The following is a 21,907-nucleotide window of genomic DNA, read 5'->3' as shown; positions in this document are numbered from 1 at the left end:
TTTCCTTGTTCCTCAGGCGGCATTGCCGCGGTCGTTGGGCCACAGGCAGCCGGGACCGAAATCCTTGATGTCGTTGACGCCGCATAGCGCCATGGTGATGTCCATTTCGCGGCGCAGGATGGCCAGCGCCGTCTCGACGCCCTTTTGCCCCATGGCGCCCAGCCCATAGGTGAAGGCGCGGCCGACAAAGACGCCGTTGGCGCCGCGGGCGATGGCCTTCAGCGCCTCCTGTCCCGACTGGACGCCGCTGTCGAGATAAAGCGGAAGCTCCGGCCCGACCGCGCGGCGGATCGCGGGCAGCGTGCGGATGGTCGAGGGGGCGCCGTCCAGCTGCCGCCCGCCATGGTTCGAGACCAGGATCGCGTCGCAGCCGGTATCCAGCGCGCGCCGCGCGTCCTCGGGGTCGTTGATGCCTTTCAGGATCACCGGCCCGCCCCATTTGCGGATGATCTGTTCGACCCGCGCCCAGTCCAGCCGCTGGTCGAACTGGCGCGCGGTCCAGTCCATCAGGTCGCCCAGGCTGTCGACGCCGCGAGCATGGCCGACGATATTGCCGAAGCTGCGCCGGCGCGTGCCCAGCATCCCCAGCGCCCAGCGGGGATGCAGGGCGATGTCGATCAGGTTCGGCAGCGTCAGCCGCGGCGGTGCGGTCATGCGGTTCTTCAGATCCTTGTGGCGCTGGCCCTGGATGGTCAGGTCCAGCGTCAGCACCAGCGCCGTCACCCCGGCGCGGCGGGCGCGGTCCAGGATATTGTCAAGGAACTCCTCGTCCCGCAGGGTATAGAGCTGGAACCAGAACGGCGCCCCCGTCGCGGCCGCCACGTCCTCCAGCGAGCACATCGACATGGTCGACAGCGTGAAGGGCACGCCGGCGGAATGCGCGGCGCGGGCGGCGAGGATCTCGCCATCCGGGTGCTGCATGCCCAAGAGCCCCACCGGCGCCAGAGCCAGCGGCATCGAGACCGGCTGGCCCAGCATGGTGGTGGCAAGGCTGCGGGCCTCGATGTTGCGGGCGACGCGCTGGCGCAGCAGGATGCGTTCGAAATCGGCGCGGTTGGCGCGATAGGTGCTGCCGGTCCAGGCGCCGACATCGACGTAATCGTAGAACATGCGCGGGACGCGCCGCCGGTGCAGGCGGCGCAGATCCTCGATCTCGGTGATGACCGGCATGGGTTCAGTCCCCGAAATCCAGCTGCACCTTGACCGCCTGCGCCCGGTCGCCGGCCAGGTCGAAGGCCCGCTGCGCCTCGGCCGCGGGCAGGACTTGCGTGACCATGGGCGACAGGTCGATCTGGCCCGCGCCGATCATGCGCGCGGCCTCGGCAAATTCGCGGTCGAAGCGGTGGGTGCCGAAAAGGCGCAACTCCTTGGCGACGATCAGGTTCAAGGGCAGGGGCAGGGTGCCGCCGACGCCGATCTGGACCATGGTGGCCTGCGGCCGCGCCAAGCCGATGGCCTGCGCGATGGCATGGGGATTGGCCGAGCATTCCAGCACCACGTCGATGCGGCCCTTGCCCTGGGACAGGTCGGCCAGGGCGTCGGGATCTTCGGCCACGTTCACCGCCCGGTCGGCGCCCATGCGGCGGGCGATCTCCAGCGTGAAGTCCTGCACATCCGTCACCACGATCTCGGCCGCGCCGCGCAGGCGGGCCAGCGCGGTGCAGATGGCGCCGATGGGACCGGCGCCGGTGATCAGCACCCGCTGGCCGGACAGGTCAGGCGCCATGGTCAGGGCGTGCAGGCAGACGGCCAGCGGCTCGGCCCCGGCGGCGGCCTCGGCGCTGGTTCCTTCGGGCAGCGGCAGGCATTGGCCCAGCGGGTGATACAGCCGGTTGCGGAAGAAGCCGTCCTCATGCGGCATCCGCATGGCCGAGCCGTTGAAGCGCATGGCCAGGCAATGCCGCTCGGTCCCCGCGCGGCAATAGTCGCATTCGCCGCAGGGGCGCGAGGGCGACAGCGCCACCAGTTGCCCCGGCACCAGACCGGACCCCTCGGGCGCGCTTTCCACCACGCCGGCGGCTTCGTGGCCCAGCACGATGGGTTGGCGCACGCGCACCGGGCCGAAGCCGCCATCGTGATAGTAATGCAGGTCCGAGCCGCAGATGCCGCCGCGCAGCACGCGGATCAGGGCGGTGCCTGGGGCGGGTTGCGGTTCGGCCAGGGGCTCGATCCGCAGGTCATGGGCCGCGTGCAGGCGGCAGGCGATGTCGCGTGTCATGTCAGTTCCCCATCAGCGTCGTCGGCAGCCAGGTGGCGAAGGGCGGGTAATAGGAGACCAGCAGCAGCACCACGATGTTCGAGATCAGGAAGGGAATGACCGCGCTGATCACCTTGGCCAAGGGCTCGCGGGCGATGTTGCAGGCGACGAACAGGCAGACCCCCACCGGCGGCGTGGTCAGGCCGATCATCAGGTTCAAGACCGCGAAGGTGGCGAAATGCAGCGGCTCGATGCCGACGCTGGTCGCCAGCCCAAGCAGGGGCACGAACAGGATGATGAGGGCCGCGATGGTTTCCATGAACATGCCGATGCACAGCAGCAGCACGTTGACCAGCAGGATGACCAGGATCGGGTTGTCGGTGATCGCCAGCACGCTGCTGACCAGCATCTGCGGAATGCGCTCGGAGGCCAGGATCGAGCCGAAGACATTGGCGAAGCCCACCAGCGCCAGGATGCCGGCCGAGGAGATCGCGCTGTTGACGACGATGCGCGGCACCGCGCGGATCGGCAGCTCGCGATAGACGAAGGCGCCGACGACAAAGGCGTAGAGGCAGGCGACGATGGCGGTCTCGGTCGGCGTCGCGATGCCGGTCAGCAGCCCGCCGATGATCAGCCCGGTCATGGCCAGCGCCCAGAAGGCGGCGAGGAAGGCCGCGATCAGCTCGCCGAAGCCCTGCCATTGCTGGCGCGGATAGTTGCGGCGCACGGCGAGGATATAGCAGGTGATCGCCATGCCGACGCCCATCAGAATGCCCGGCACCGCGCCGGCCAGGAACAGCTGCCCGACCGAGATGCCCGACAGGGCGCCGACGATGATCATCGGCACGCTGGGCGGCAGCATCGGTCCAACCGTCGCCGAGGCGGCGGTGATCGCGGCGGCGAAATCGCCGGGATAGCCGGATTTCTTCATGCCGGGGATCATCACCCCGCCGGTCGCGGCGACATCGGCGACCGCCGTGCCCGAGACGCCGCCGAACATCATCGAATCCGCGACATTGGCCATGGCCAGCCCGCCGCGCATCCAGCCCACCATGGCATTGGCCAGGCGGATGATGCGTTCGGTGATGCCGCCGAAGTTCATCAGGTTGCCGGCCAGGATGAAGCCGGGAATGCACAGCAGCACGAAGACGTCCATGCCCGCATACATGCGCTGCGGGATGATGACGACCGGCAGCCCCGCCGACAGGATATAGGCCAGCGAGGCCAGCCCCAGGCAGACCGCGACCGGCACGCCAAGCGCCAGCGTCACGATGAAGGTGGTCAGAAGCAGGAAAAGGTCCATGGATCAGGCTTCCTCGGCAAGGTGGGGCCGCCCGTCATCGGTGCCGGCGATCATGCCGATCACCCGCAAAAGCGCGAACAGGAACAGCAGGACCGACAGCACCAGAACCGAAGCGTGGATGATGTCCATCGGCCAGCGCAGGCTGGGCGAGCGCTGGAAGGCGCCGATGGTGGTGAATTTCCAGGCCGGCCAGATCATCACCGCGCCAAGCGCCGCGGTGCAGATCGCCGCGATCAGCCGCATCCACCAGGCGCGGGCCTCCGAGACGGTTTCCTGCAGCAGGTCCACGTTCACCAGCTCACCCGTCATCAGCGACAGGCCGATGCCGAAGGCGGTCATGTAGAGCAGCAGATAGCGCGACAGTTCCTCGGTCCAGACCGGCGAGGGCAGGCCGAAGGTCCGGGTGGCGATCTGAAGCGTGACCACCACGATCAGCGCGAAGAAGGCGATGCCCACCGCAAACCGGCTGGCCGCCGCGACGCCGCGTTGCAAGAGTGCCAGGTTTTTCATGGTTCCAAACCCTTGGGGAAGGCCCCGGCGCGGGCTGCGCGCCGGCTCCGTCCCGTTGCCGTTCAGTGGTTGAACAGATCCTCGACGATGGGCTTGATGCTTTCGTCGACGCTTTTGATCACCGCATCGCGCGAGCCCTCGGCGAATGCCTGCTGGTCGACCTCGACGAAGGTCATGCCCTTGGCCTCCAGATCGGCGCGGATGGCGTCCTCGTCCTGCAGGAACTGCTCGCGCTCGAACTCTTGCGCGATGCGGGCGGCCTCCAGCACATGGGCCTGGTCCTCTTCGGACAGGCGCTGCCAGACCTGCTCGGCGATGGTCAGGTAGATCCAGCTGCGCACATGCTCGGTCTGGTTCACATGGCTCTGCACCTCGTTCAGCGAGGCGGCCTGGATCAGCGCCAGCGGGTTTTCCTGCCCGCCGATGGTGCCGTTCTGCAGCGAGGTGAAGACCTCCGAGAAAGCCATCGGCGTCGGCTGGGCGCCGAGCGCGGTCCAGGTGTCGACGAAGAGCGGCACGTTGGGCACCCGCAGCCGCATGCGGTTCAGCTCGGCCGGGGTGGTGATGGGGTGGTTCGCGGTCAGGTTGCGCGGGCCGCGGGCGAAATAGGCGATGGGCCGGACCTGCGCGCGCTCGATGATCTGCGCCTCGATCTGCTGGCCGATCTCGCCGCCGGCGACCGCGTCCATGTGCTCAAGCGACTGATAGGCATAGGGAATGGCCAGCAGGGCCGCCATGGGCGCCCAGTTCTGAAGGCTTTCGCCGGTGATGGTCATCTCGACCGTGCCGAGCTGCATGCCGTTGATCAGGTCCATCTCGCGGCCCAGCGAGTCGTTCGGGAAGACCTCGACGGCGATGCGGCCCTCGGTCAGGCGGTCAAGCTCCTCGGCGAATTTCAGCGACGCCTTGTGCCAGGAGTTCTGCTCGTTCGCCAGATGGCCGAGCTTCAGCGTCAGTTCGGCGGCCGAGGCGCCCTTGGCGGAAGCGGCGGTCATGCAGGCCACGGCCAGCGCCGCGAAGCGGCGACGGTTCAGGGTGATCATGGTTCTCCTCCGGGATGATGCGGGGTCAGGGTATGAAAAGTTCGGGGCGCGCGCGCGCGATCTCGGGCAGGTCGTTGAGCAATTCGCGCAGGTGGCGGCGCATGGCGGCTTCGGCCAGGCCGGGATCGTGGTTGCGCAGGCCCTCGACGATCTCGGCATGCTGGCCGATCAGCTTCTGGATGTCGAAGGTGCGCGCGGTGATGTAGCGCAGGCGGTTCATCTGCGATTTCAGCCCCTCCAGCACCTCCCAGACCGCCTCCTGCCCGGCGGCCACGGCCAGCAGCCGGTGGAAGCGGTCGTCCAGCCGCACGAAGGTTTCGGCATCGTTGCGGGCGACGGCCTGGGCCTGTTCCTCGATCTCGCGGTCCAGATGGGCCAGCAGCCGGTCGTCGGCCTGCTTGGCCAGCATGCGGATCAGATCGCTCTCGACCGCCTCGCGGATCAGCCGCGCCGACAGCACCGCCGAAACCGAGATGCGGCGGATATAGGTGCCGCGCTGGGGCCGGACCTCGGCCAGCCCGTCGGCGGTCAGGCGGATGAAGGCCTCGCGCACCGGCTGGCGGCTGACGCCGACCTGGGTGGCGATCTCGGTTTCGCTCAGCCGGGTGCCGGGCGGCAGCGCGCCGCGCAGGATCGCGTCCCGCAGCCAGTCATAGACCTGCGGCGCGGTTGAAAGCGTGAAGTCGATATTGGGCTGCATGGACATGATTCTTCCCCCTGGGCCGGATGTATTGCATACTTGCATACTAGTAAATAAAAAAGATGCATCATGTGCGCAGCGAAGGCGCGATCGCTTCAAGGCAGCGCGATCACGGGATGGGCCAGGGCAGCGGGCCGATCGACGGAAATCCCCCGCATCGCCGCATATCGCGGCTTTGACCGCTATCGCGTCCCGGTTTTCCGCACGGTTTCCCCGAAAGCGCGGCGATAGGCGCGTGCCAGCGTGGCGGGCGACGAGAACCCGGTACGCGAGGCGATCTCGCCCAGCGACAGCTTGGTTTCCAGCGCCAGGGCCCGGGCATGGGACAGCCGGATCTGCCGGTAATAGCCGCCGGCCGACAGGCCCAGATGGGCATGGAACAGCCGGTCCATGCTGCGCGGCGACAGCGCCGCGCGCTCGGCGATGCGGGGCAGGGGCAGGGGCTGCTCGGCGGTTTCGCGCATGGCGACGATGGCGCGCTGCAGCGCCGGTGGCAGGGCGCTGTCGGTCATGCGGCTGGGCAATTGCCATTCCACCGGATCGGTGCTGCGGCCCATGACCCGGCCGAACATGTTGGCCACGTCGAAGCGCAGCGCCTCGCCTGCCTGTGCGCCGATCAGGTCCAGCGACCAGCTGAGTACGCTTTGCGCGCCGCCGCAGGTGACGATATTGCCGTCCGCGACATAGGGGTCGGGCACCACGGTGATTTCCGGAAAGGCCTCGGCCAGCGCCTCGCGCTCCATCCAGTGGATCGCGGCACGGCGCCCGGCCAGCAGGCCCATCTGCGCCAGCAGCCACGCCCCGGTGTCGAGGCCGCCCAACACCGGCAGCCCGCGCGCCTTGCGCAGCACCGCCCGCATCGAGTCGCGCTGCAAATGGTCGCGCATGCCGTAGCCCGAGACCAGGATCAGCGCATCCGTCGCCCCCACCCGTTCCAGCGGCAGATCGACCGCGATCGCCAGCCGCGACGAGCTGGTGACCGCCCCGCCGTCCAGCGAGCTGACCTGCCAGGAAAACAGCCGCCGCCCCGACAGGTCGCGGGCCGCCCGCAGGGGCTCGATGGCGCTGGCCAGCACCATGTTCGAGAAGCCGTCGAACAGCAGGAAGGTCAGGTGCAGCGGCGATTTTGGCGACATAGGCAAAGATTATGGCGTAAACTGCACATCATGCCAGCCAAATAGCTGTCAGGCTGCGGTGAAATCACACATTGCCGGAGCCATGAATGAACCGTGACGTCTTCATCACCTGCGCGGTGACCGGATCGGGGCAGAGCCACAAGAAGTCCGACCTGGTGCCGATCACGCCCCGCCAGATCGCCGAAGCCTGCATCGAGGCGGCGAAGGCGGGTGCGGCCATCGCCCATGTGCATGTGCGCGATCCCGATACCGGCGCCCCATCGCGCGATCCGGCGCTGTATCGCGAGGTGGTGGAGCGGGTGCGCTCCGCGGGCACCGACGTGGTGCTGAACCTGACGGCGGGCATGGGCGGCGACATCGTGCTGGGCTCGGCCGAGGCGCCGCTGCCGCTGTCGCCGCAATCCGACCTGATCGGCGCCAGCGAGCGGCTGGTACATGTCGAGGAACTGCTGCCCGAGATCTGCACCCTCGATTGCGGCACGATGAACTTCGCCGAGGCCGATTACGTCATGACCAACACCCCCGGCACGCTGCGCGCCATGGCGGCACGCATCCAGGCGGCGGGGGTGCGGCCCGAGATCGAGGTCTTCGACACCGGCCATCTGTGGCTGGCCAAGACGCTGGTGGAGGAGGGGCTGATCGACGATCCGGTGATGATCCAGCTGTGCATGGGCATCCCCTATGGTGCGCCGGCCGATCCGAACAGCCTGATGGCGATGGTGAACAACATCCCGCCCGGCTGGGTCTATTCCATGTTCTCGATCGGGCGGATGCAGCTTCCCTATGTCGCGCAGGCGGCGCTGGCCGGCGGCAATGTGCGCGTCGGGCTTGAGGACAATATCTGGCTGGACAAGGGCGTGCCGGCCCGCAACGGCGATCTGGTCGAGCGGGCGGTGACGATCCTGAATGCGATGGGCTGCCGCATCCTCGGTCCGCAGGAGGTGCGCGACAAGCTGAAGCTGACCCGGCGCTGAGCCGCAGGCCGAACCAATCCATAACACAAGACAGGGGGTCCATCATGAGTTTCAATCTGACGAGGCAGGGACTGACAAGGCGGGGGCTGCTGGCCGGTGCGGCGGGCGTGGCGGCGGCGGGGCTGATCCTGCCGCGCGGCGCGCGGGCGCAAGAGGCCAGGCGCGGCGGCAGGCTGCGCATCGGCCATCTGGGCGGGGCGACCTCGGACACGCTGGACCCGGCGACCTATGCTGCCGGCCCGGTGGTGACGGCGATGCTGGCGGTCTGCAACAACCTGGTCGAGATCGACGCCAAGGGCCAGGCCGTGCCCGAACTGGCCGAGTTCGAGCCCGATGCCGAGGCCCGCATCTGGACCTTCCGCCTGAAGGACGGCGTCACCTTCTCGGACGGGCGCAAGGTCACGGCGCGGGATGTGATCGCCTCCTTCGACCACCATCGCGGCGCCGATACCAAGTCCGGCGCCAAGGGCTCGCTGGAACAGGTCAAGGAGATCCGCGCCGATGGCGACAATGTGGTGGTGTTCGAGCTGACCTCGGGCAATGCCGATTTCGCCTATCTGACTTCGGACTATCACTTCGTCATCATGCCGGCGAACGAGGACGGCACGCTGGACTGGCAGTCGGGCCTGGGCACCGGCGGCTATGTGCTGGAGAATTTCGAGCCGGGCGTGCGCATCACGCTCAAGCGCCGCGACGATTACTGGAAGCCCGACCGCGCCTGGTTCGACGAGGCGGTGCTGCTGACCATCAACGACGCCACCGCCCGGCAGAACGCGCTGATGACCGGCGAGGTCGATGTCATCAACTCGCCCGACCTCGCTACGCTGCACCTGTTGCAGCGCCGTCCGGGCCTGCAACTGGTCGAGGTGACGGGGACCGCGCATTACACCATGCCGATGTTCTGCGACCAGGCGCCCTTTACCGATCCGAACCTGCGGCTGGCGCTGAAATACGCCATCGACCGGCAGGAGGTGCTGGACAAGGTGCTGCGCGGCCATGGCCAGATCGCCAATGACAGTCCGATCGCGCCGGCGAACCGCTTCTTTGCCGCCGACCTGCCGCAGCGGGCCTATGACCCGGACAAGGCGAAACATTACCTGAAACAGGCCGGCATGGAGGGGCTGAAGGTCGAGATTTCCGCCTCGGACGCGGCCTCGGTCGGGGCGCTCGACATGGTGCAGCTGTTCCAGCAATCGGCCAAGGCGGCCGGGATCGAGCTGACCGTCAAGCGCGAGCCGGACGACGGCTATTGGTCCAACGTCTGGCTGAAGAAGCCCTTCTGCGTCAGCTACTGGAACGGCCGCCCGACCGAGGACGACATGTTCAGCCTGGTCTATGCCCGTGGCGCCGAGTGGAACGAGAGCCACTGGGACAACGAGCGCTTCAACGAGTTGCTGCTGAAGGCGCGGGCCGAGCTGGACGACGGCCTGCGCGCCGAGATGTATCGCGAGATGCAGGGGCTGGTCTCCGAGGATGGCGGCACGATCATCCCCATTTTCGTGAACTATATCGACGTGGCCAATGACAAGGTGGCGCATGGCGAGGTGGCGTCGAACCGCTTCCTCGACGGCTGGAAGATCGTGGAACGGTGGTGGCAGGCATGAAGATCGCGGCAATCGGCGGCGGGGTCATCGGCGGCGGCTGGATCGCCCGCTTCATCCTCTCGGGGCATGACGTGGCGGTCCACGACCCCCACCCCGAGGCGCAGCGCATCGTCGGCGAGGTGCTGGCGAATGCCACCCGCGCCTGGGAAAAGCTGTTCCAGGCGCCGCTGCCCCGGCCGGGGCGCATCCTCTGGGCCGGCTCGCTGGCCGAGGCGGTCCGGGACGCCGACTATATCCAGGAAAGCGTGCCCGAGCGGCTGGAGCTGAAGCACCGCATCATCGCCGAGATCGAGGCCGCCGCGCCCGGGACGGCGCTGATCGGCTCCTCGACCTCGGGCTTCAAGCCGTCTGAGTTGCGGCAGGGGGCGCGGCATCCCGCCCGCATCCTCGTCGCCCATCCCTTCAACCCGGTCTACCTTCTGCCCGTGGTCGAGGTCGTGGGCGGCGGCGAGGCGGCCGGGCGCGCCTGCGAGATCCTGGCGGCGGTCGGCATGAAGCCGGTCCGGATCGCGCGCGAGATCGACGCCCATATCGGCGACCGCCTGCTGGAAGCCGTCTGGCGCGAGGCGCTGTGGCTGGTCCATGACGGCATCGCCACCACCGAGGAGATCGACGACATCATCCGCTTCGGCTTCGGCCTGCGTTGGGCGCAGATGGGCCTGTTCGAGACCTATCGCATCGCCGGCGGCGAGGCCGGGATGCGGCATTTCCTCGGCCAGTTCGGCCCGGCGCTGAAATGGCCCTGGACCAAGCTGATGGAGGTGCCCGACCTCGACGAGGCGCTGATTGACCGTATCGCCGGCCAGTCCGACGCGCAGTCGGGCCGGCATTCGATCCGCGAGCTGGAGCGGATCCGCGACGACAACCTGGTCGGCATCTTCCAGGCGCTCAAGGCGAACGACTGGGGTGTCGGCCAGACCGTGCGCGCGCAGGAGGACGGCTTCTATGCCCGCGCGCCCACGCCTGCGACGGGCTACCCGCTGCGCATCCATCAGGCCCGCGTGACCGGCGGCTGGGTCGATTACAACGGCCACATGACCGAGTTCCGCTATCTGCAGGTGCTGGGCGATGCGACGGACGCCTTCCTGATCCATATCGGGCTGGATGCCGATTACCGGGCGCAGGGCCGCTCGGCCTATACGGTCGAGACTCATATCCGCCACCTGGCCGAGGTGAGGGCGGGCGAGCTTTTGACCGTCGAGACCCGGCTGCTGGGCCATGACGCCAAACGCTTCCGCCTGCATCATGCCATCCTGCGCAAGGACGGAACCGAGGTCGCGACCGGCGAGCATATGCTGCTGCATGTCGATACCGGCGAGGGGCGCGCCATCCCGATGCCGTCCGCGCTGCTGGAGGCGCTGGACCGGGTGGCCGCGCAGGACGGCGCGCCGCATCCTGATCATGCCGGCGCCGGCATCCGCCCGATCCGCCAGAAGGAGGCCACCGCATGAGCGCCGCCGAGGCCCGGCGGCGGCCCATCCTGCGGATGATCGCGGGCCGGCTGGGCATCGGGGTCTTTACGCTCTTCGTCATCTCGGTGCTGATCTTCCTGGCCGTCAGCCTGCTGCCCGGCGACATCGCCCAGCAGGTGCTGGGCCAGTCCGCCACGTCCGAGACCGTCGCCGCCTTCCGGCGCGAGCTTGGCCTCGACCAGCCCTTGGCCTGGCGCTATCTCGACTGGGTCGGCGGGGTGCTGTCGGGCGATTTCGGCCGCTCGCTGGCCAATGGCCGGCCGGTGGCGGACCTGCTGGCCGCGCGGCTGGGCAACACCATGTTCCTGGCCGCCTATGCGGCGGTGATCGCGGTGCCGCTGGCGGTGGGGCTGGGGCTGCTGGCCGCCCTGTGGCGCGGCAGCTGGTTCGACCGCATCGCCAATGTGGCGACGCTGTCGGCGATTTCCTTCCCGGAATTCTTCATCGCCTATATCCTGATGTTCTGGCTGTCGGTCAGGATGGGCTGGTTCCCCTCGATCGCCGATCCCGGCGCCTCGCCGCGGCTGGCCGAGATGCTGGGCCGCGCCTTCCTGCCCGCGATCACCCTGGTCCTGGTGGTGACCGCGCATATGATGCGGATGACGCGGGCGGCGGTGGTCAACGTGCTGGGCGCGCCCTATGTCACCATGGCGCGGCTGAAGGGCGTGTCGCGCTGGCGCGTCGTCACCCGCCACGCCCTGCCGAACGCGCTGGCGCCCATCGTCAACGTGGTGGCGCTGAACGTGGCCTGGCTGATCACCGGCGTCGTCATCGTCGAGGTTGTCTTCGTCTATCCCGGCCTCGGCCAGCTGATGGTGGACAGCGTCACCAATCGCGACATTCCGGTGGTGCAGGCCTGCGCGCTGATCTTTGCCGCGGTCTATATCCTGCTGAACCTGCTGGCCGACGTTCTGGCGATCACCACGAACCCCCGCCTGCTGCATCCGAGGTAAGGCCATGATCCGGATGCTGAAAACCATGCCGTCGACCGCGATCCTTGGGGTTCTGGTCATCGCCGCCTATGCGGTGATCGCGCTCTTCGCGCCGCTGCTGGCGCCCCATGCCGAGGCGCAGATCGTCGGCGCCCAGTTCGAGCCGTGGAGCGCCGCCTATCCCCTTGGCACCGACACGCTGGGCCGGGACATGCTGTCGCGGCTGATCTGGGGCGCGCGCAATACCGTGGGCGTGGCGCTGGTCACCACGGCGCTGGCCTTCGGCATCGGCGCCATTTCCGGACTGCTGGCGGCGGCGCTTGGCGGCTGGGTCGATCTGGCGCTGTCGCGGCTGGTCGATGTGCTGATGGCGGTGCCGGCGCTGATCCTGACGCTGCTGGCCTTGTCGGCGCTGGGACCGGGGGTGGCGAACCTGGTCGTCGTGGTGGCGATCCTCGATTCCACCCGGGTCTTTCGCCTGGCCCGCGCCACGGCGATGAACGTCATGGTGATGGACTATGTCGAGGCGGCGCAGCTGCGCGGCGAGGGCACCTGGTGGATCATCAGCCGCGAGGTGCTGCCGAACATCTCGGCGCCGCTGATCGCCGAGTTCGGGCTGCGCTTCTGCTTCGTGTTCCTGACCATCTCGGCGCTCAGCTTCCTGGGCCTCGGCCTGCCGCCGCCGATGGCGGACTGGGGCGCGATGGTGCGCGACAATGCGGCGCTGATCACCTTCGGCGACATCACGCCGCTTATGCCCGCCGCCTGCATCGCGGTGCTGACGGTCTCGGTCAATTTCGTGGTGGACTGGATGCTGCACCGCGCCTCGGGTCTGAAGGACTGAACCATGCTGCTGAACATCGAGAAGCTGAAGGTCGAGGCGCGGGGCGAGGAAGGCTGGACCCCGATCCTGCACGGCGTCGACCTGCAGGTCGCCCGGGGCGAAGTCGTCGGGCTGATCGGCGAATCCGGGGCCGGGAAATCCACGCTGGGCCTTGCGGCGCTGGGTTTCGCCCAGGGCGGGCTGCGCTTTGCCGGCGGGCGGGTGATCTTCGACGGCACCGACCTGCTGCAATTGCCCGAGCGCCGGCGCCGCGCCTTTCGCGGCCGCCGGGTCGCCTATGTCGCGCAATCGGCGGCGGCAAGCTTCAACCCGGCATGGCGGCTTCTGGACCAGTTCTGCGAGGGGCCGGCGATCCACCACACGGCGGACCGCGCGGAATCCGAAGCCTTCGCGCGCCGGCTCTATGCCGCCATGCACCTGCCCGACCCGGAGCATTTCGGGCTGCGCTTTCCGCATCAGGTCTCGGGCGGGCAGTTGCAGCGGGCGATGGTCGCCATGGCCATGGCCTGCAAGCCCGACCTGATCGTCTTTGACGAGCCGACCACGGCGCTGGACGTGACCACGCAGATCGGCGTGCTGGCGGCGATCCGGCAGGCGGTCGAGACCACGGGCACGGCGGCGATCTACATCACCCACGACCTGGCCGTGGTCGCCCAGATGGCCGACCGCATCAAGGTCATGCGCCACGGCCGCGAGGTCGAGGACGCACCGACCCGCCGGATGATCGAGGCGCCGGCGCAGGACTACACCCGCTCGCTCTGGGCGGTGCGCGCGTTCCGCCGGCCCCAGCGCGCCCTGCCGCAGGCCAGCGCGCCGACGATCAGCATCCGCGAGGTGACGGCGGGCTATTCGTCGCTGGACGTGCTCAGCGAGGTCAGCTTCGACATCCCGCGCGGCGCCACCGTGGCGGTGGTGGGCGAATCCGGCTCGGGCAAGTCCACCACGGCGCGGGCGATCACCGGGCTGCTGCCGCCGCGTGCGGGCAGCATCGCGCTGAACGGCACGCCCCTGCCGCCGCGCTTGGCGCAGCGCGGGCTGGAACAGAAGCGGGCGGTGCAGATGATCTACCAGATGGCCGACACGGCGCTGAACCCGCGCCAGACCATCCGGCAGATCCTGTCGCGGCCGCTGCAATTCTACCTGGGCCTGACCGGCCGGGCGCGCGAGGCGCGGCTCAACGCGCTGATGGAGCAGATCGAGCTGGAGCCGGCGCGGTTTCTCGACCGCCTGCCGGGCGAGCTGTCGGGCGGACAGAAGCAGCGCATCGGCATCGCCCGGGCGCTGGCCGCCGATCCCGAATTCATCATCTGCGACGAGGTGACCAGCGCGCTGGACCAACTGGTGGCCGAGGGCATCCTGCGGCTGCTCAGCAAGGTGCAGGACGAAACCGGCGTCAGCTACATGTTCATCACCCATGACATCGCCACCGTCCGCGCCATCGCCGACGAGGTGGTGGTGATGAGGGGCGGACGGGTCATGGACAAGGGCCTGAAGGCCGAGGTGCTGGACCCGCCGCGCCATGCCTATACGCGCGAATTGCTGGCCTCGGTGCCGCAGATGGACCCGGACTGGCTGACGCGTCGTATCGCCGAGGGCCGCATCGCCGAGGGCGCGGCATGATCCGCGATCCGCAGGTGCTGGACTTCATCGCCCGGACCGAGGCCGCCTATCCGCCCGAGGCGAACGGCGCCAGCGCCGCCGACAACCGGCGCTTCTACGATGCGATGTGCGCCGTCTTTCGCGCCCCGCGCCCGCCGGGCCTGAAGGTCGAGGATCGCCGCATCGGCGGCGTGCCCTGCCGCGTCTATGGCCCCGAGACCCCCGTGGCCGTGGCCTATGTGCATGGCGGCGGTTTCGTGGTCGGCGGGCTCGACAGCCATGACGATGTCTGCGCCGAGATCGCCGATGCCACCGGGTTGCAGGTCGTCGCGGTCGATTACCGGCTGGCGCCCGAGCATCGCTGGCCGGCGCAGATCGCGGATGTGCAGGCGGTCTGGGACGCGCTGGACCGTCCCGCCGTCATCGCGGGCGACAGCGCGGGCGGGCTGCTGGCCGCCGCGCTTTGCCTGTCGCGGCGCGGGGCGCGGCAGCCATTGGGGCAGGTGCTGGTCTATCCCGGCCTGGGCGGCGACGGCAGCGCGCCCTCCTATCGCGAGAATGCCGAGGCGCCCTTGCTGCGCACCGAGGATCTGGCCGGCTATCACGCCGCGCTGCATGGCGAGGGGCCGGCCGATCCGCTGGCGCATCCCTTGCAGGCCGACAGCCTGGCCGGGCTGGCGCCGGCCTTCGTCGTCACCGCCGATGTCGATCCGCTGCGCGACGACGGGCGCGACTATGTGCGGCGGCTGCGGGCCGAGGGCGTCGCGGCGCATTGGCGCAACGAGCCGGAACTGCCCCACGGCTATCTGCGGGCCCGCCGCCACTGCGACCGCGCGCGGCGCAGCTTCCAGGCGATCCTGGCCGCGATCCAGCGGTTCGCCGGCCCGCCGCGCTGAGGGGCGATCCGCTGCGGGCTTGACATCCCGCCCCCCGGCACGAATGCCATGAGAGAGCCATGAGAGAGGGGGATCGCCATGCAGCGCAAACGGGTCACGCTGGACGAGGTCGCGCGGATCGCCGGCGTGTCGCGCGCCACCGTGTCGCTGGTGGTGCGCAAATCGCCCCTGGTCGCCGATCACACCCGCGAAAAGGTCGAGCAGGTCATGGCAGACCTGGACTATGTCCGCGACATCGGCGCCGCGCGGCTGCGCAACAACAGCAGCCGCACCGTTGGGGTGATCGTGCCGAATCTGGTGAACGCGTTCTTCACCGAGTTCCTGGCCGGGGTCGAGCGGGTGATGGGCGAGGACGACCGGGTCGTGCTGCTGGCCAACAGCCAGGACGATCCCCGGCGCCAGGAGGGCATCCTGCAACGCTTTCGCGGCCATGGTGTCGATGGGGTGATCCTGTGCCCGGCGGCGGGGACCGATCCGGGCCTGCCCGCGCGCATGCGCCGCTGGGGCCTGCCGATGGTGCAGTCGCTGCGCGAGATCGACCGGGGTGCCACCGATTACGCCGGCGCCGACTATATCGAGGGGGTGCGGCTGGCGGTGCAGCACCTGGTCGGCCTCGGCCGTCGCCGCATTGCCTTCCTGTCGGTCGGCGCCCGCACCTCGGCGCGCGAGGAGCGGCTGGCCGGCTTTGCCCGCGCCCTGGCCGAGACCGGCGCCGAGGATGCCGGTATCGTTGAGGCCGACCTGACCTGGGAGGGCGCGGCGCGCTCGGCCGCCGAGGTGCTGGCGCTGCAAAGCCGGCCCGAGGCGGTGCTGTGCTTCAACGATGTCCTTGCCGCCGGTCTGATGCTGGGCCTGCGCCGCGCCGGGCTGGAACCGGGGCGCGACCTGGGCGTGGTCGGCCTGGACGACCTGCCGCTGGCCGAGCTGACCTATCCGCCGCTGACCAGCGTCGCCATGGACCCGGCCGGGATCGGCGCTGCCGCGGCGCGCCTGCTGGCCCGGCGGCTGGCCGATGCCGGCGCGCCGGTCGAGCGCGCGATCCTGGCGCCGCGGCTGGTGATCCGGGAAAGCAGCGGGCGGGAAGCGGGTTGACTTTTGCATTTGCTTCTTTTAGATCGTTCTAAATAACAGGAATCGACGCATCCGCAGGGGAGGGCAGATGTATCAGTTCAATTTCCAGCCGGTTTTCGGCAATCTCGACCTGCTGCTTTACGGCGCCTGGCTGACGGTGCGGCTGTCGCTGATGGCCATGGTGCTGGGGCTGGTCGTCTCGGTCCTGGGCGCGGTGGCCAAGACCTCGGGCATCCGGCCGCTGCGCTGGCTGACCGATGTCTATGTCGAGGTGATCCGCAACACGCCGTTCCTGGTGCAGATCTTCTTCATCTTCTTCGGCCTGCCCGCTGCCGGTATCAGCCTGTCGCCGAACACCGCCGCGCTGGTGGCGCTGGTGGTCAATGTCGGCGCCTATGGCACCGAGATCATCCGGGCCGGCATCGAATCGATCCCCCGCGGCCAGATCGAGGCCGGCCGCGCGCTTGGCCTCGGCCCCGCCCAGATCTTTCGCTATGTCGTGATGATCCCGGCGCTGCGCAACATCTACCCCTCGCTGACCAGCCAGTTCATCTACCTGATGCTGACCTCCAGCGTGGTCTCGGTCATCTCGGCCAACGACCTTGCCTCGGCCGGGGCGGACCTGAACGCCCGCACCTTCGCCAGCTTCGAGATCTACCTGGTGCTGACGATCCTGTATTTCCTGCTGGCGCTGGGGTTCTCGACCCTGTTCGCCGCCATCCGCCGCGCCTTCTTCACCTATCCTGCGAGCCGCTGAGATGATCCGCGAATTTTCCTCTGCCGACATCCTGTTCATCGTCTCGGCCGTCCGCTGGACGCTGATCCTCTCGGCCATCGCCTTTCTTGGCGGTGCCATCGGCGGGCTGGCCGTCGCGCTGGCGCGGACCGCGCAGGGCCGGCTGCCGCGCCGGATCGCGGCGGGCTTCATCCAGGTCTTCCAGGGCACGCCGCTGCTGATGCAACTGTTCCTGGTCTATTTCGGCCTTGCCGTCCTTGGCCTGCCCATCGACCCGCTGCTGGCCGCCGCCGTCGCGCTGACGCTGCATGCCAGCGCCTACCTGGGCGAGATCTGGCGCGGCGCCATCGAGGCGGTGCCGCCGGGCCAGACCGAGGCGGCGGTGGCGCTGTCGCTGTCCTACCGGGACCGGATGCGCCATGTCGTCCTGCCGCAGGCGCTGCGGCTGGCGACCGCGCCGACCGTGGGCTTCTTGGTGCAGCTGATCAAGGGCACCTCGCTGGCCTCGATCATCGGCTTCACCGAGCTGACCCGCGCCGGGCAGATCATCAACAACGCGACCTTCAAGCCGTTCCTGGTCTTCGGCACGGTGGCCGCGCTTTATTTCGTCCTGTGCTGGCCCCTGTCGCTTCTGGCCCGGCACATGGAGGCGCGCATGCGGCTGGCGATCACCCGCTAGAGCCCCGCGCAGAGGATTTCACGGAGGAGGAAACCATGAAACTGAACCGTCGCATCTTTACCGCCCTGGCCGCCGGCGCGCTGGCCATGGGGCTGGCCCCGCCCGCAAGCGCCGCCGATCTTGACGCAGTCAAGAATGCCGGCACCGTCAGGGTGGGCATGCTGGTCGATTTCCCGCCCTTCGGCATCCAGGACGCCTCGGGCAAGCCCGATGGCTATGATGCCGACGTGGCCAAGGCGCTTGGCGAATTCCTGGGCGTGCAGGCGCAGATCGTTCCGGTGACCGGGCCGAACCGCATCCCCTATCTGCTTTCGGGCCAGGTCGATGTACTGGTCGCCTCGCTGGGCATCACCGAGGAGCGGGCAGAGAAGGTCGACTTCTCGAAACCCTATGCCGGGATCAGCATCGCCGTCTATGGCGACAGCGGGCTGGAGATCGCCGCGCCCGAGGGGCTGGCGGGCCAGTCCCTCGCTGTCGCCCGCGCCTCGACCCAGGACACCGGCGTCAGCGCGGTTGCGCCGCAGGGCACCGACATCCGCCGCTTTGACGACGACGCCAGCGCGGTGCAGGCGCTGATGTCGGGGCAGGTCAGGCTGATCGGGCTGTCGAACGTGGTGTTCTCGCAGGTCTCGACCGTCGCGGGCGACCGTTTCGACAAGAAGTTCGACCTGTCGAGCCAGGTGCAGGGCATCGCCGTTGCGCCGGGGTCGGATGCGCTGCTGGAACAGGTCAACGCCTTCGTGGACCAGGCGAAATCCGACGGCACGCTGGACCAGATCCATCAGAAATGGCTGGGCGAGCCGCTGCCCGATTTCGTCAAGAACGCCCAGTGACGCGCGCCGCGCGGCCGTGCCCCGGCCGCGTGCCATCCCAGGGGAAAGCCACATGACCGAACATGCCATCATCATGCGTGCCGTGAACAAGTATTACGGTGCCTATCACGCCCTGGTCGACATCGACCTGACCGTGACGCGGGGCGAGCGCATCGTCATCTGCGGGCCCTCGGGCTCGGGCAAATCGACGCTGATCCGCACCATCAACCAGCTGGAGCCCATCGAATCCGGCACCATCATCGTGGACGGGGTGGAGCTGACCGCCGGCGGCGAGAACGTGGCCCGGGTGCGGCAGGATGTCGGCATGGTCTTCCAGTCCTTCAACCTGTTCCCGCACATGACCGTGCTGGAGAACTGCGTCCTGGCGCCGATGAAAACCCGCAAGATCCCGCGCGTCGAGGCCGAGGCGACGGCGCGCAAATACCTGGAGCGGGTGCGCATTCCCGAACAGGCCGACAAATATCCGGCCCAGCTTTCCGGCGGCCAGCAGCAGCGCGTCGCCATCGCCCGCGCGCTGTGCATGAAGCCGCGCATCATGCTGTTCGACGAACCGACCTCGGCGCTGGACCCGGAAATGGTAAAGGAGGTGCTGGACACCATGATCGACCTCGCGCGCGAGGGGATGACCATGCTTTGCGTCACCCATGAGATGGAGTTCGCCCGCGCCGTGGCCGACCGGGTGATCTTCATGGACAAGGGCGTGATCGTCGAGGAGAACGCGCCCGACCAGTTCTTTGGCAATCCCCAGAACGAGCGGTTGCAGAACTTCCTGGGCCAGATCGCATGACCCGGCCGCGCATCCTGGCCCTGGCCGAGCTGAAGCCGCAGGACATGGCCGACCGGCTTGCCGCCGAATACCGGGTGATCCGCGACATCGGCGATGCGGCGGATGTCGAGGCGGTGCTGACCGCCGGCAATGTCGGGATCACGGCGGCGCAGATGGCGCGGCTGCCGGCGCTGCGGCTGATCGCGGTGAACGGCGTCGGCGTCGATGCCGTCGACCTGGCCGAGGCGCGGCGTCGCGGCATCGCCGTCACCACCACCCCCGACGTGCTGTCGCTGGCCGTGGCCGAGATGGCGCTTGGCCTGGCGCTGGCGGCGGGGCGCCGGATCGCCGAGGGCGACCGTTTCGTGCGCGCCGGCCAATGGTCCTCGGGCGGCAAGCTGGGCCTCGGCCTTTCGGTGCTGGAGCGGCGGGCTGGCATCCTGGGCTATGGCCGCATCGGGCGCCGGCTGGCCGACCTGCTGCGCGGCATGGGGATGGCGGTGCTCTATACCGCCCGGCACGAAAGGCCGGACGCCCCGGACGGCTTCCGCCCCGATGCGCTGGCGCTGGCGCGGGATTGCGAGTTGCTTTTCGTCACCGCCGCCGGGGGCAAGGATACGCGCGGCCTGGTCGATGCCGGCGTGCTGGCGGCGCTCGGCCCCGATGGCGTCCTGGTCAATGTCGCTCGCGGCCCGGTGGTCGATGCCGGGGCGCTGGCCGCGGCGCTCCATGCGGGCGCCATCGCCGGGGCGGGGCTCGACGTTTTCGACGATGAGCCGAACGTGCCGCAGGCGCTGCTCGATGCCCCGAATTGCGTGCTGACCCCGCATATCGGCTCGGCCACGGCCGAGGCGCGGCGCGCGATGGCGCAGCTGGTGCTGGACAATATCGCCGCCCATTTCGCCGGCCGGCCGCTGCCCACCCCCTACGAGGCCTAGCATGCGCTATCTTTGCATCGGCGAGCCGCTGGTCGAGTTCACCGCCCGCCGCGATGCGCCCTCGACCTTCGACCGGCGCGCGGGCGGCGACACGCTGAACAGCGCCATCTATCTGGCGCGGCTCTTGCCCGCCGGCTCGGTCGGCTACCTGTCGCGACTCGGCGACGACGCGATGAGCGCCTGGCTGCGCGGCGTCATGGCCGAGGAGGGGGTGGCCGATCTGTGCGCCACCGAGCCGGGCGGCCGGCCCGGACTGAGCTTCATCTCGACCGATGCGCGGGGCGAGCGCAGCTTTCTTTACTGGCGCGAGCAGGCGCCGGCGCGGCGCATGTTCGATGATGGCGACATGGCGCTGGGGGCCGTGGCCGAGGCCGGGACGGTGCTTCTGTCCGGCGTCACGCTGGCGATCCTTTTGCCCGAAAGCCGCGAGCGGCTGCTGGCCGCGCTGGAACGGCGGTTGGCGGCGGGGGGGCGGATCGTGCTGGACACGAACTACCGCCCCGCCCTTTGGCCCGATGCCGCCACGGCGCGCGCGGTGATCGGCCGTGCGGCGGCGCTGGCGACGCTGGTCCTGCCCTCGCTGGACGACATGGCCGGTTGTTTCGGCATCGCGGACCCGGCCGGGGCAATGGCGGCCCTGGCCGGGCTGGGCGGGGCCGAGATCGTGCTGACCACCGGCGGGGGCAAGGTGCTGCGCCGCCCGCCCGGCCAGGACCGCATCGAGCCCCATCCGCTGCCCCCGATGGTTGCCGCGGTCGATACCACCGGCGCCGGCGACAGCTTCAACGCCGGCTGGCTGGCCGCGCGCGATGCCGGCCTGCCGCCGGTCGCGGCCGTGACCCTTGCCGCCCGCCTGGCCGCGGTCGTCGTCACCCATCCCGGTGCGGTCATCCCGCGCCCCGCCATGCCCGATCTGGGCCTGGGGGTGGCGACATGAGTGCCGCATTCGATCCCGAGGCCGCCGCCCGCGCCCTGCTGGCGGTCCATGGCGCTGCGCCGCGCCTGCCGGGCCTGGTCCCGCCGCCACCCGATCCCGACGCGGCCTATGCGGTGCAACGGGCGGTGATCCGTGCGCTAGGCGGCGGTGCCTGGAAAATGGCGTTGCTGGCCGGCCGCGACCGCCATGCCGGGGCGCTGCCGGGGCGGGGGGTCGTCCGCTCGGACGCCCTTTTGCCGCCGCTGCCGGCCGATGCTTGCATCGAGGTCGAGACCGCCCTGATCCTTGGCGCGGACCTGCCCGCCGGTGCGACAGCCGCTGCCGCGGCGGACGCCATTGCCGAGGTGCGGCTGGCCTTCGAACTGGTCGCCCCGCGGCTTGCCGACCGCGGGACGGTGCTGCCGCTGGAACTGATGGCCGATGGTTTCGGCTCGGCCGGGATCGTGCTGGGCGATGTTTTGCCCGATTGGCGCGACGGCATGACCGGCCCGCTGGGGATCGCGCTCTGGCTGGACGAGCGCCGGGTCGCGGTCCCGGAGACCGCGGCGAGCCTGGCCGAGGCGGTGGATTTCCTGGCCTGGCTGGCCGGTCACGCGGCGGCGCAGGATCTGCCGCTCTGCCAAGGCGACGTCATCATCACCGGCGCCCGGATCGGCCCGCTGCCACTGGACGGTGCGCGGACCGCGCGGGCCCGCGCCGGCGGGGCCGCGGTCTCGGCCCGGTTCGCCGGGCCCTGA

At 69.3% G+C, this 21,907-nt stretch carries 22 protein-coding genes; 15 read left to right on the top strand and 7 right to left on the bottom strand.

The features are described 5' to 3' along the window. Positions 1-12 precede the first annotated feature (12 nt). The 7 genes from ESD82_RS10305 to ESD82_RS10275 form a co-directional block, all read right to left on the bottom strand. A complete protein-coding gene (locus ESD82_RS10305; protein WP_147429424.1) occupies positions 13-1,170 on the bottom strand; it encodes an alpha-hydroxy acid oxidase in 1,158 nt (385 codons plus the stop codon). Positions 1,171-1,174: 4 nt separating this feature from the next. Further along, entirely contained in the window at positions 1,175-2,218 is a 1,044-nt protein-coding gene (locus tag ESD82_RS10300) for an L-idonate 5-dehydrogenase (protein ID WP_147429425.1), read from the bottom strand. Between the two features lies 1 nt (position 2,219). Then, positions 2,220-3,500 (bottom strand): TRAP transporter large permease, encoded by a 1,281-nt coding sequence (locus ESD82_RS10295; protein ID WP_147429426.1) that lies wholly within the window; start codon positions 3,498-3,500, stop codon positions 2,220-2,222. Between the two features lie 3 nt (positions 3,501-3,503). Beyond that, positions 3,504-4,010, bottom strand: a complete 507-nt coding sequence (locus ESD82_RS10290) for a TRAP transporter small permease (RefSeq protein ID WP_147429427.1) — start codon at positions 4,008-4,010, stop codon at positions 3,504-3,506. Between the two features lie 62 nt (positions 4,011-4,072). After that, positions 4,073-5,053, bottom strand: coding sequence for a TRAP transporter substrate-binding protein (locus tag ESD82_RS10285; RefSeq protein WP_147429428.1), 981 nt, complete (start codon positions 5,051-5,053; stop codon positions 4,073-4,075). Positions 5,054-5,078: 25 nt separating this feature from the next. After that, on the bottom strand, positions 5,079-5,759 hold the full coding sequence (locus tag ESD82_RS10280; protein ID WP_051419604.1) for a GntR family transcriptional regulator: 681 nt from the start codon (positions 5,757-5,759) through the stop codon (positions 5,079-5,081). 176 nt (positions 5,760-5,935) lie between these two features. Next, positions 5,936-6,889: a GlxA family transcriptional regulator gene (locus ESD82_RS10275; protein WP_024843792.1), complete on the bottom strand. Its 954-nt coding sequence runs from the start codon at positions 6,887-6,889 to the stop codon at positions 5,936-5,938. An 86-nt stretch (positions 6,890-6,975) separates the two neighbouring features. Between ESD82_RS10275 and ESD82_RS10270 the strand changes: the two genes are divergently transcribed. From ESD82_RS10270 to ESD82_RS10200, 15 genes are all read left to right on the top strand, one after another. After that, a complete protein-coding gene (locus tag ESD82_RS10270) occupies positions 6,976-7,863 on the top strand; it encodes a BKACE family enzyme (RefSeq protein WP_151208816.1) in 888 nt (295 codons plus the stop codon). Positions 7,864-7,907: 44 nt separating this feature from the next. Then, the gene (locus tag ESD82_RS10265; RefSeq protein WP_147429204.1) at positions 7,908-9,467 is read left to right on the top strand and encodes an ABC transporter substrate-binding protein; all 1,560 of its coding nucleotides are present in this window, start codon (positions 7,908-7,910) and stop codon (positions 9,465-9,467) included. Beyond that, a complete protein-coding gene (locus ESD82_RS10260; RefSeq protein WP_147429205.1) occupies positions 9,464-10,918 on the top strand; it encodes a carnitine 3-dehydrogenase in 1,455 nt (484 codons plus the stop codon). Before ESD82_RS10265 ends, ESD82_RS10260 begins: the two co-directional genes overlap by 4 nt. Continuing rightward, on the top strand, positions 10,915-11,892 hold the full coding sequence (locus ESD82_RS10255) for an ABC transporter permease (protein ID WP_147429206.1): 978 nt from the start codon (positions 10,915-10,917) through the stop codon (positions 11,890-11,892). The genes ESD82_RS10260 and ESD82_RS10255 overlap by 4 nt, the downstream gene beginning before the upstream one ends. A gap of 4 nt (positions 11,893-11,896) precedes the next feature. Then, positions 11,897-12,715, top strand: a complete 819-nt coding sequence (locus tag ESD82_RS10250) for an ABC transporter permease (RefSeq protein ID WP_024843787.1) — start codon at positions 11,897-11,899, stop codon at positions 12,713-12,715. A gap of 3 nt (positions 12,716-12,718) precedes the next feature. Next, positions 12,719-14,335 carry an ABC transporter ATP-binding protein gene (locus ESD82_RS10245; protein WP_147429207.1) on the top strand — a complete coding sequence of 539 codons (1,617 nt, stop codon included), beginning with the start codon at positions 12,719-12,721 and terminating at the stop codon, positions 14,333-14,335. Next, a complete protein-coding gene (locus ESD82_RS10240) occupies positions 14,332-15,210 on the top strand; it encodes an alpha/beta hydrolase (protein WP_147429208.1) in 879 nt (292 codons plus the stop codon). Before ESD82_RS10245 ends, ESD82_RS10240 begins: the two co-directional genes overlap by 4 nt. Before the next feature lie 78 nt (positions 15,211-15,288). Beyond that, a complete protein-coding gene (locus tag ESD82_RS10235) occupies positions 15,289-16,302 on the top strand; it encodes a LacI family DNA-binding transcriptional regulator (protein WP_051419605.1) in 1,014 nt (337 codons plus the stop codon). Positions 16,303-16,369: 67 nt separating this feature from the next. Then, complete coding sequence (locus tag ESD82_RS10230) at positions 16,370-17,038, top strand: amino acid ABC transporter permease (protein WP_024843783.1); 669 nt, start codon at positions 16,370-16,372, stop codon at positions 17,036-17,038. Between the two features lies 1 nt (position 17,039). After that, entirely contained in the window at positions 17,040-17,696 is a 657-nt protein-coding gene (locus ESD82_RS10225; RefSeq protein WP_024843782.1) for an amino acid ABC transporter permease, read from the top strand. Positions 17,697-17,731: 35 nt separating this feature from the next. Beyond that, positions 17,732-18,529, top strand: coding sequence for a transporter substrate-binding domain-containing protein (locus ESD82_RS10220; RefSeq protein ID WP_024843781.1), 798 nt, complete (start codon positions 17,732-17,734; stop codon positions 18,527-18,529). Between the two features lie 52 nt (positions 18,530-18,581). After that, positions 18,582-19,316 (top strand): amino acid ABC transporter ATP-binding protein, encoded by a 735-nt coding sequence (locus ESD82_RS10215; RefSeq protein ID WP_147429209.1) that lies wholly within the window; start codon positions 18,582-18,584, stop codon positions 19,314-19,316. Beyond that, complete coding sequence (locus ESD82_RS10210) at positions 19,313-20,233, top strand: NAD(P)-dependent oxidoreductase (protein WP_028710259.1); 921 nt, start codon at positions 19,313-19,315, stop codon at positions 20,231-20,233. Before ESD82_RS10215 ends, ESD82_RS10210 begins: the two co-directional genes overlap by 4 nt. A gap of 1 nt (position 20,234) precedes the next feature. Further along, entirely contained in the window at positions 20,235-21,170 is a 936-nt protein-coding gene (locus tag ESD82_RS10205; RefSeq protein ID WP_024843778.1) for a sugar kinase, read from the top strand. Continuing rightward, positions 21,167-21,907: a fumarylacetoacetate hydrolase family protein gene (locus ESD82_RS10200; protein ID WP_024843777.1), complete on the top strand. Its 741-nt coding sequence runs from the start codon at positions 21,167-21,169 to the stop codon at positions 21,905-21,907. Before ESD82_RS10205 ends, ESD82_RS10200 begins: the two co-directional genes overlap by 4 nt.

The organism is Paracoccus pantotrophus, assembly GCF_008824185.1.
GTDB classification, from domain to species: Bacteria; Pseudomonadota; Alphaproteobacteria; order Rhodobacterales; family Rhodobacteraceae; genus Paracoccus; species Paracoccus pantotrophus.
This window is presented reverse-complemented; position numbering and strand designations above follow the sequence as displayed.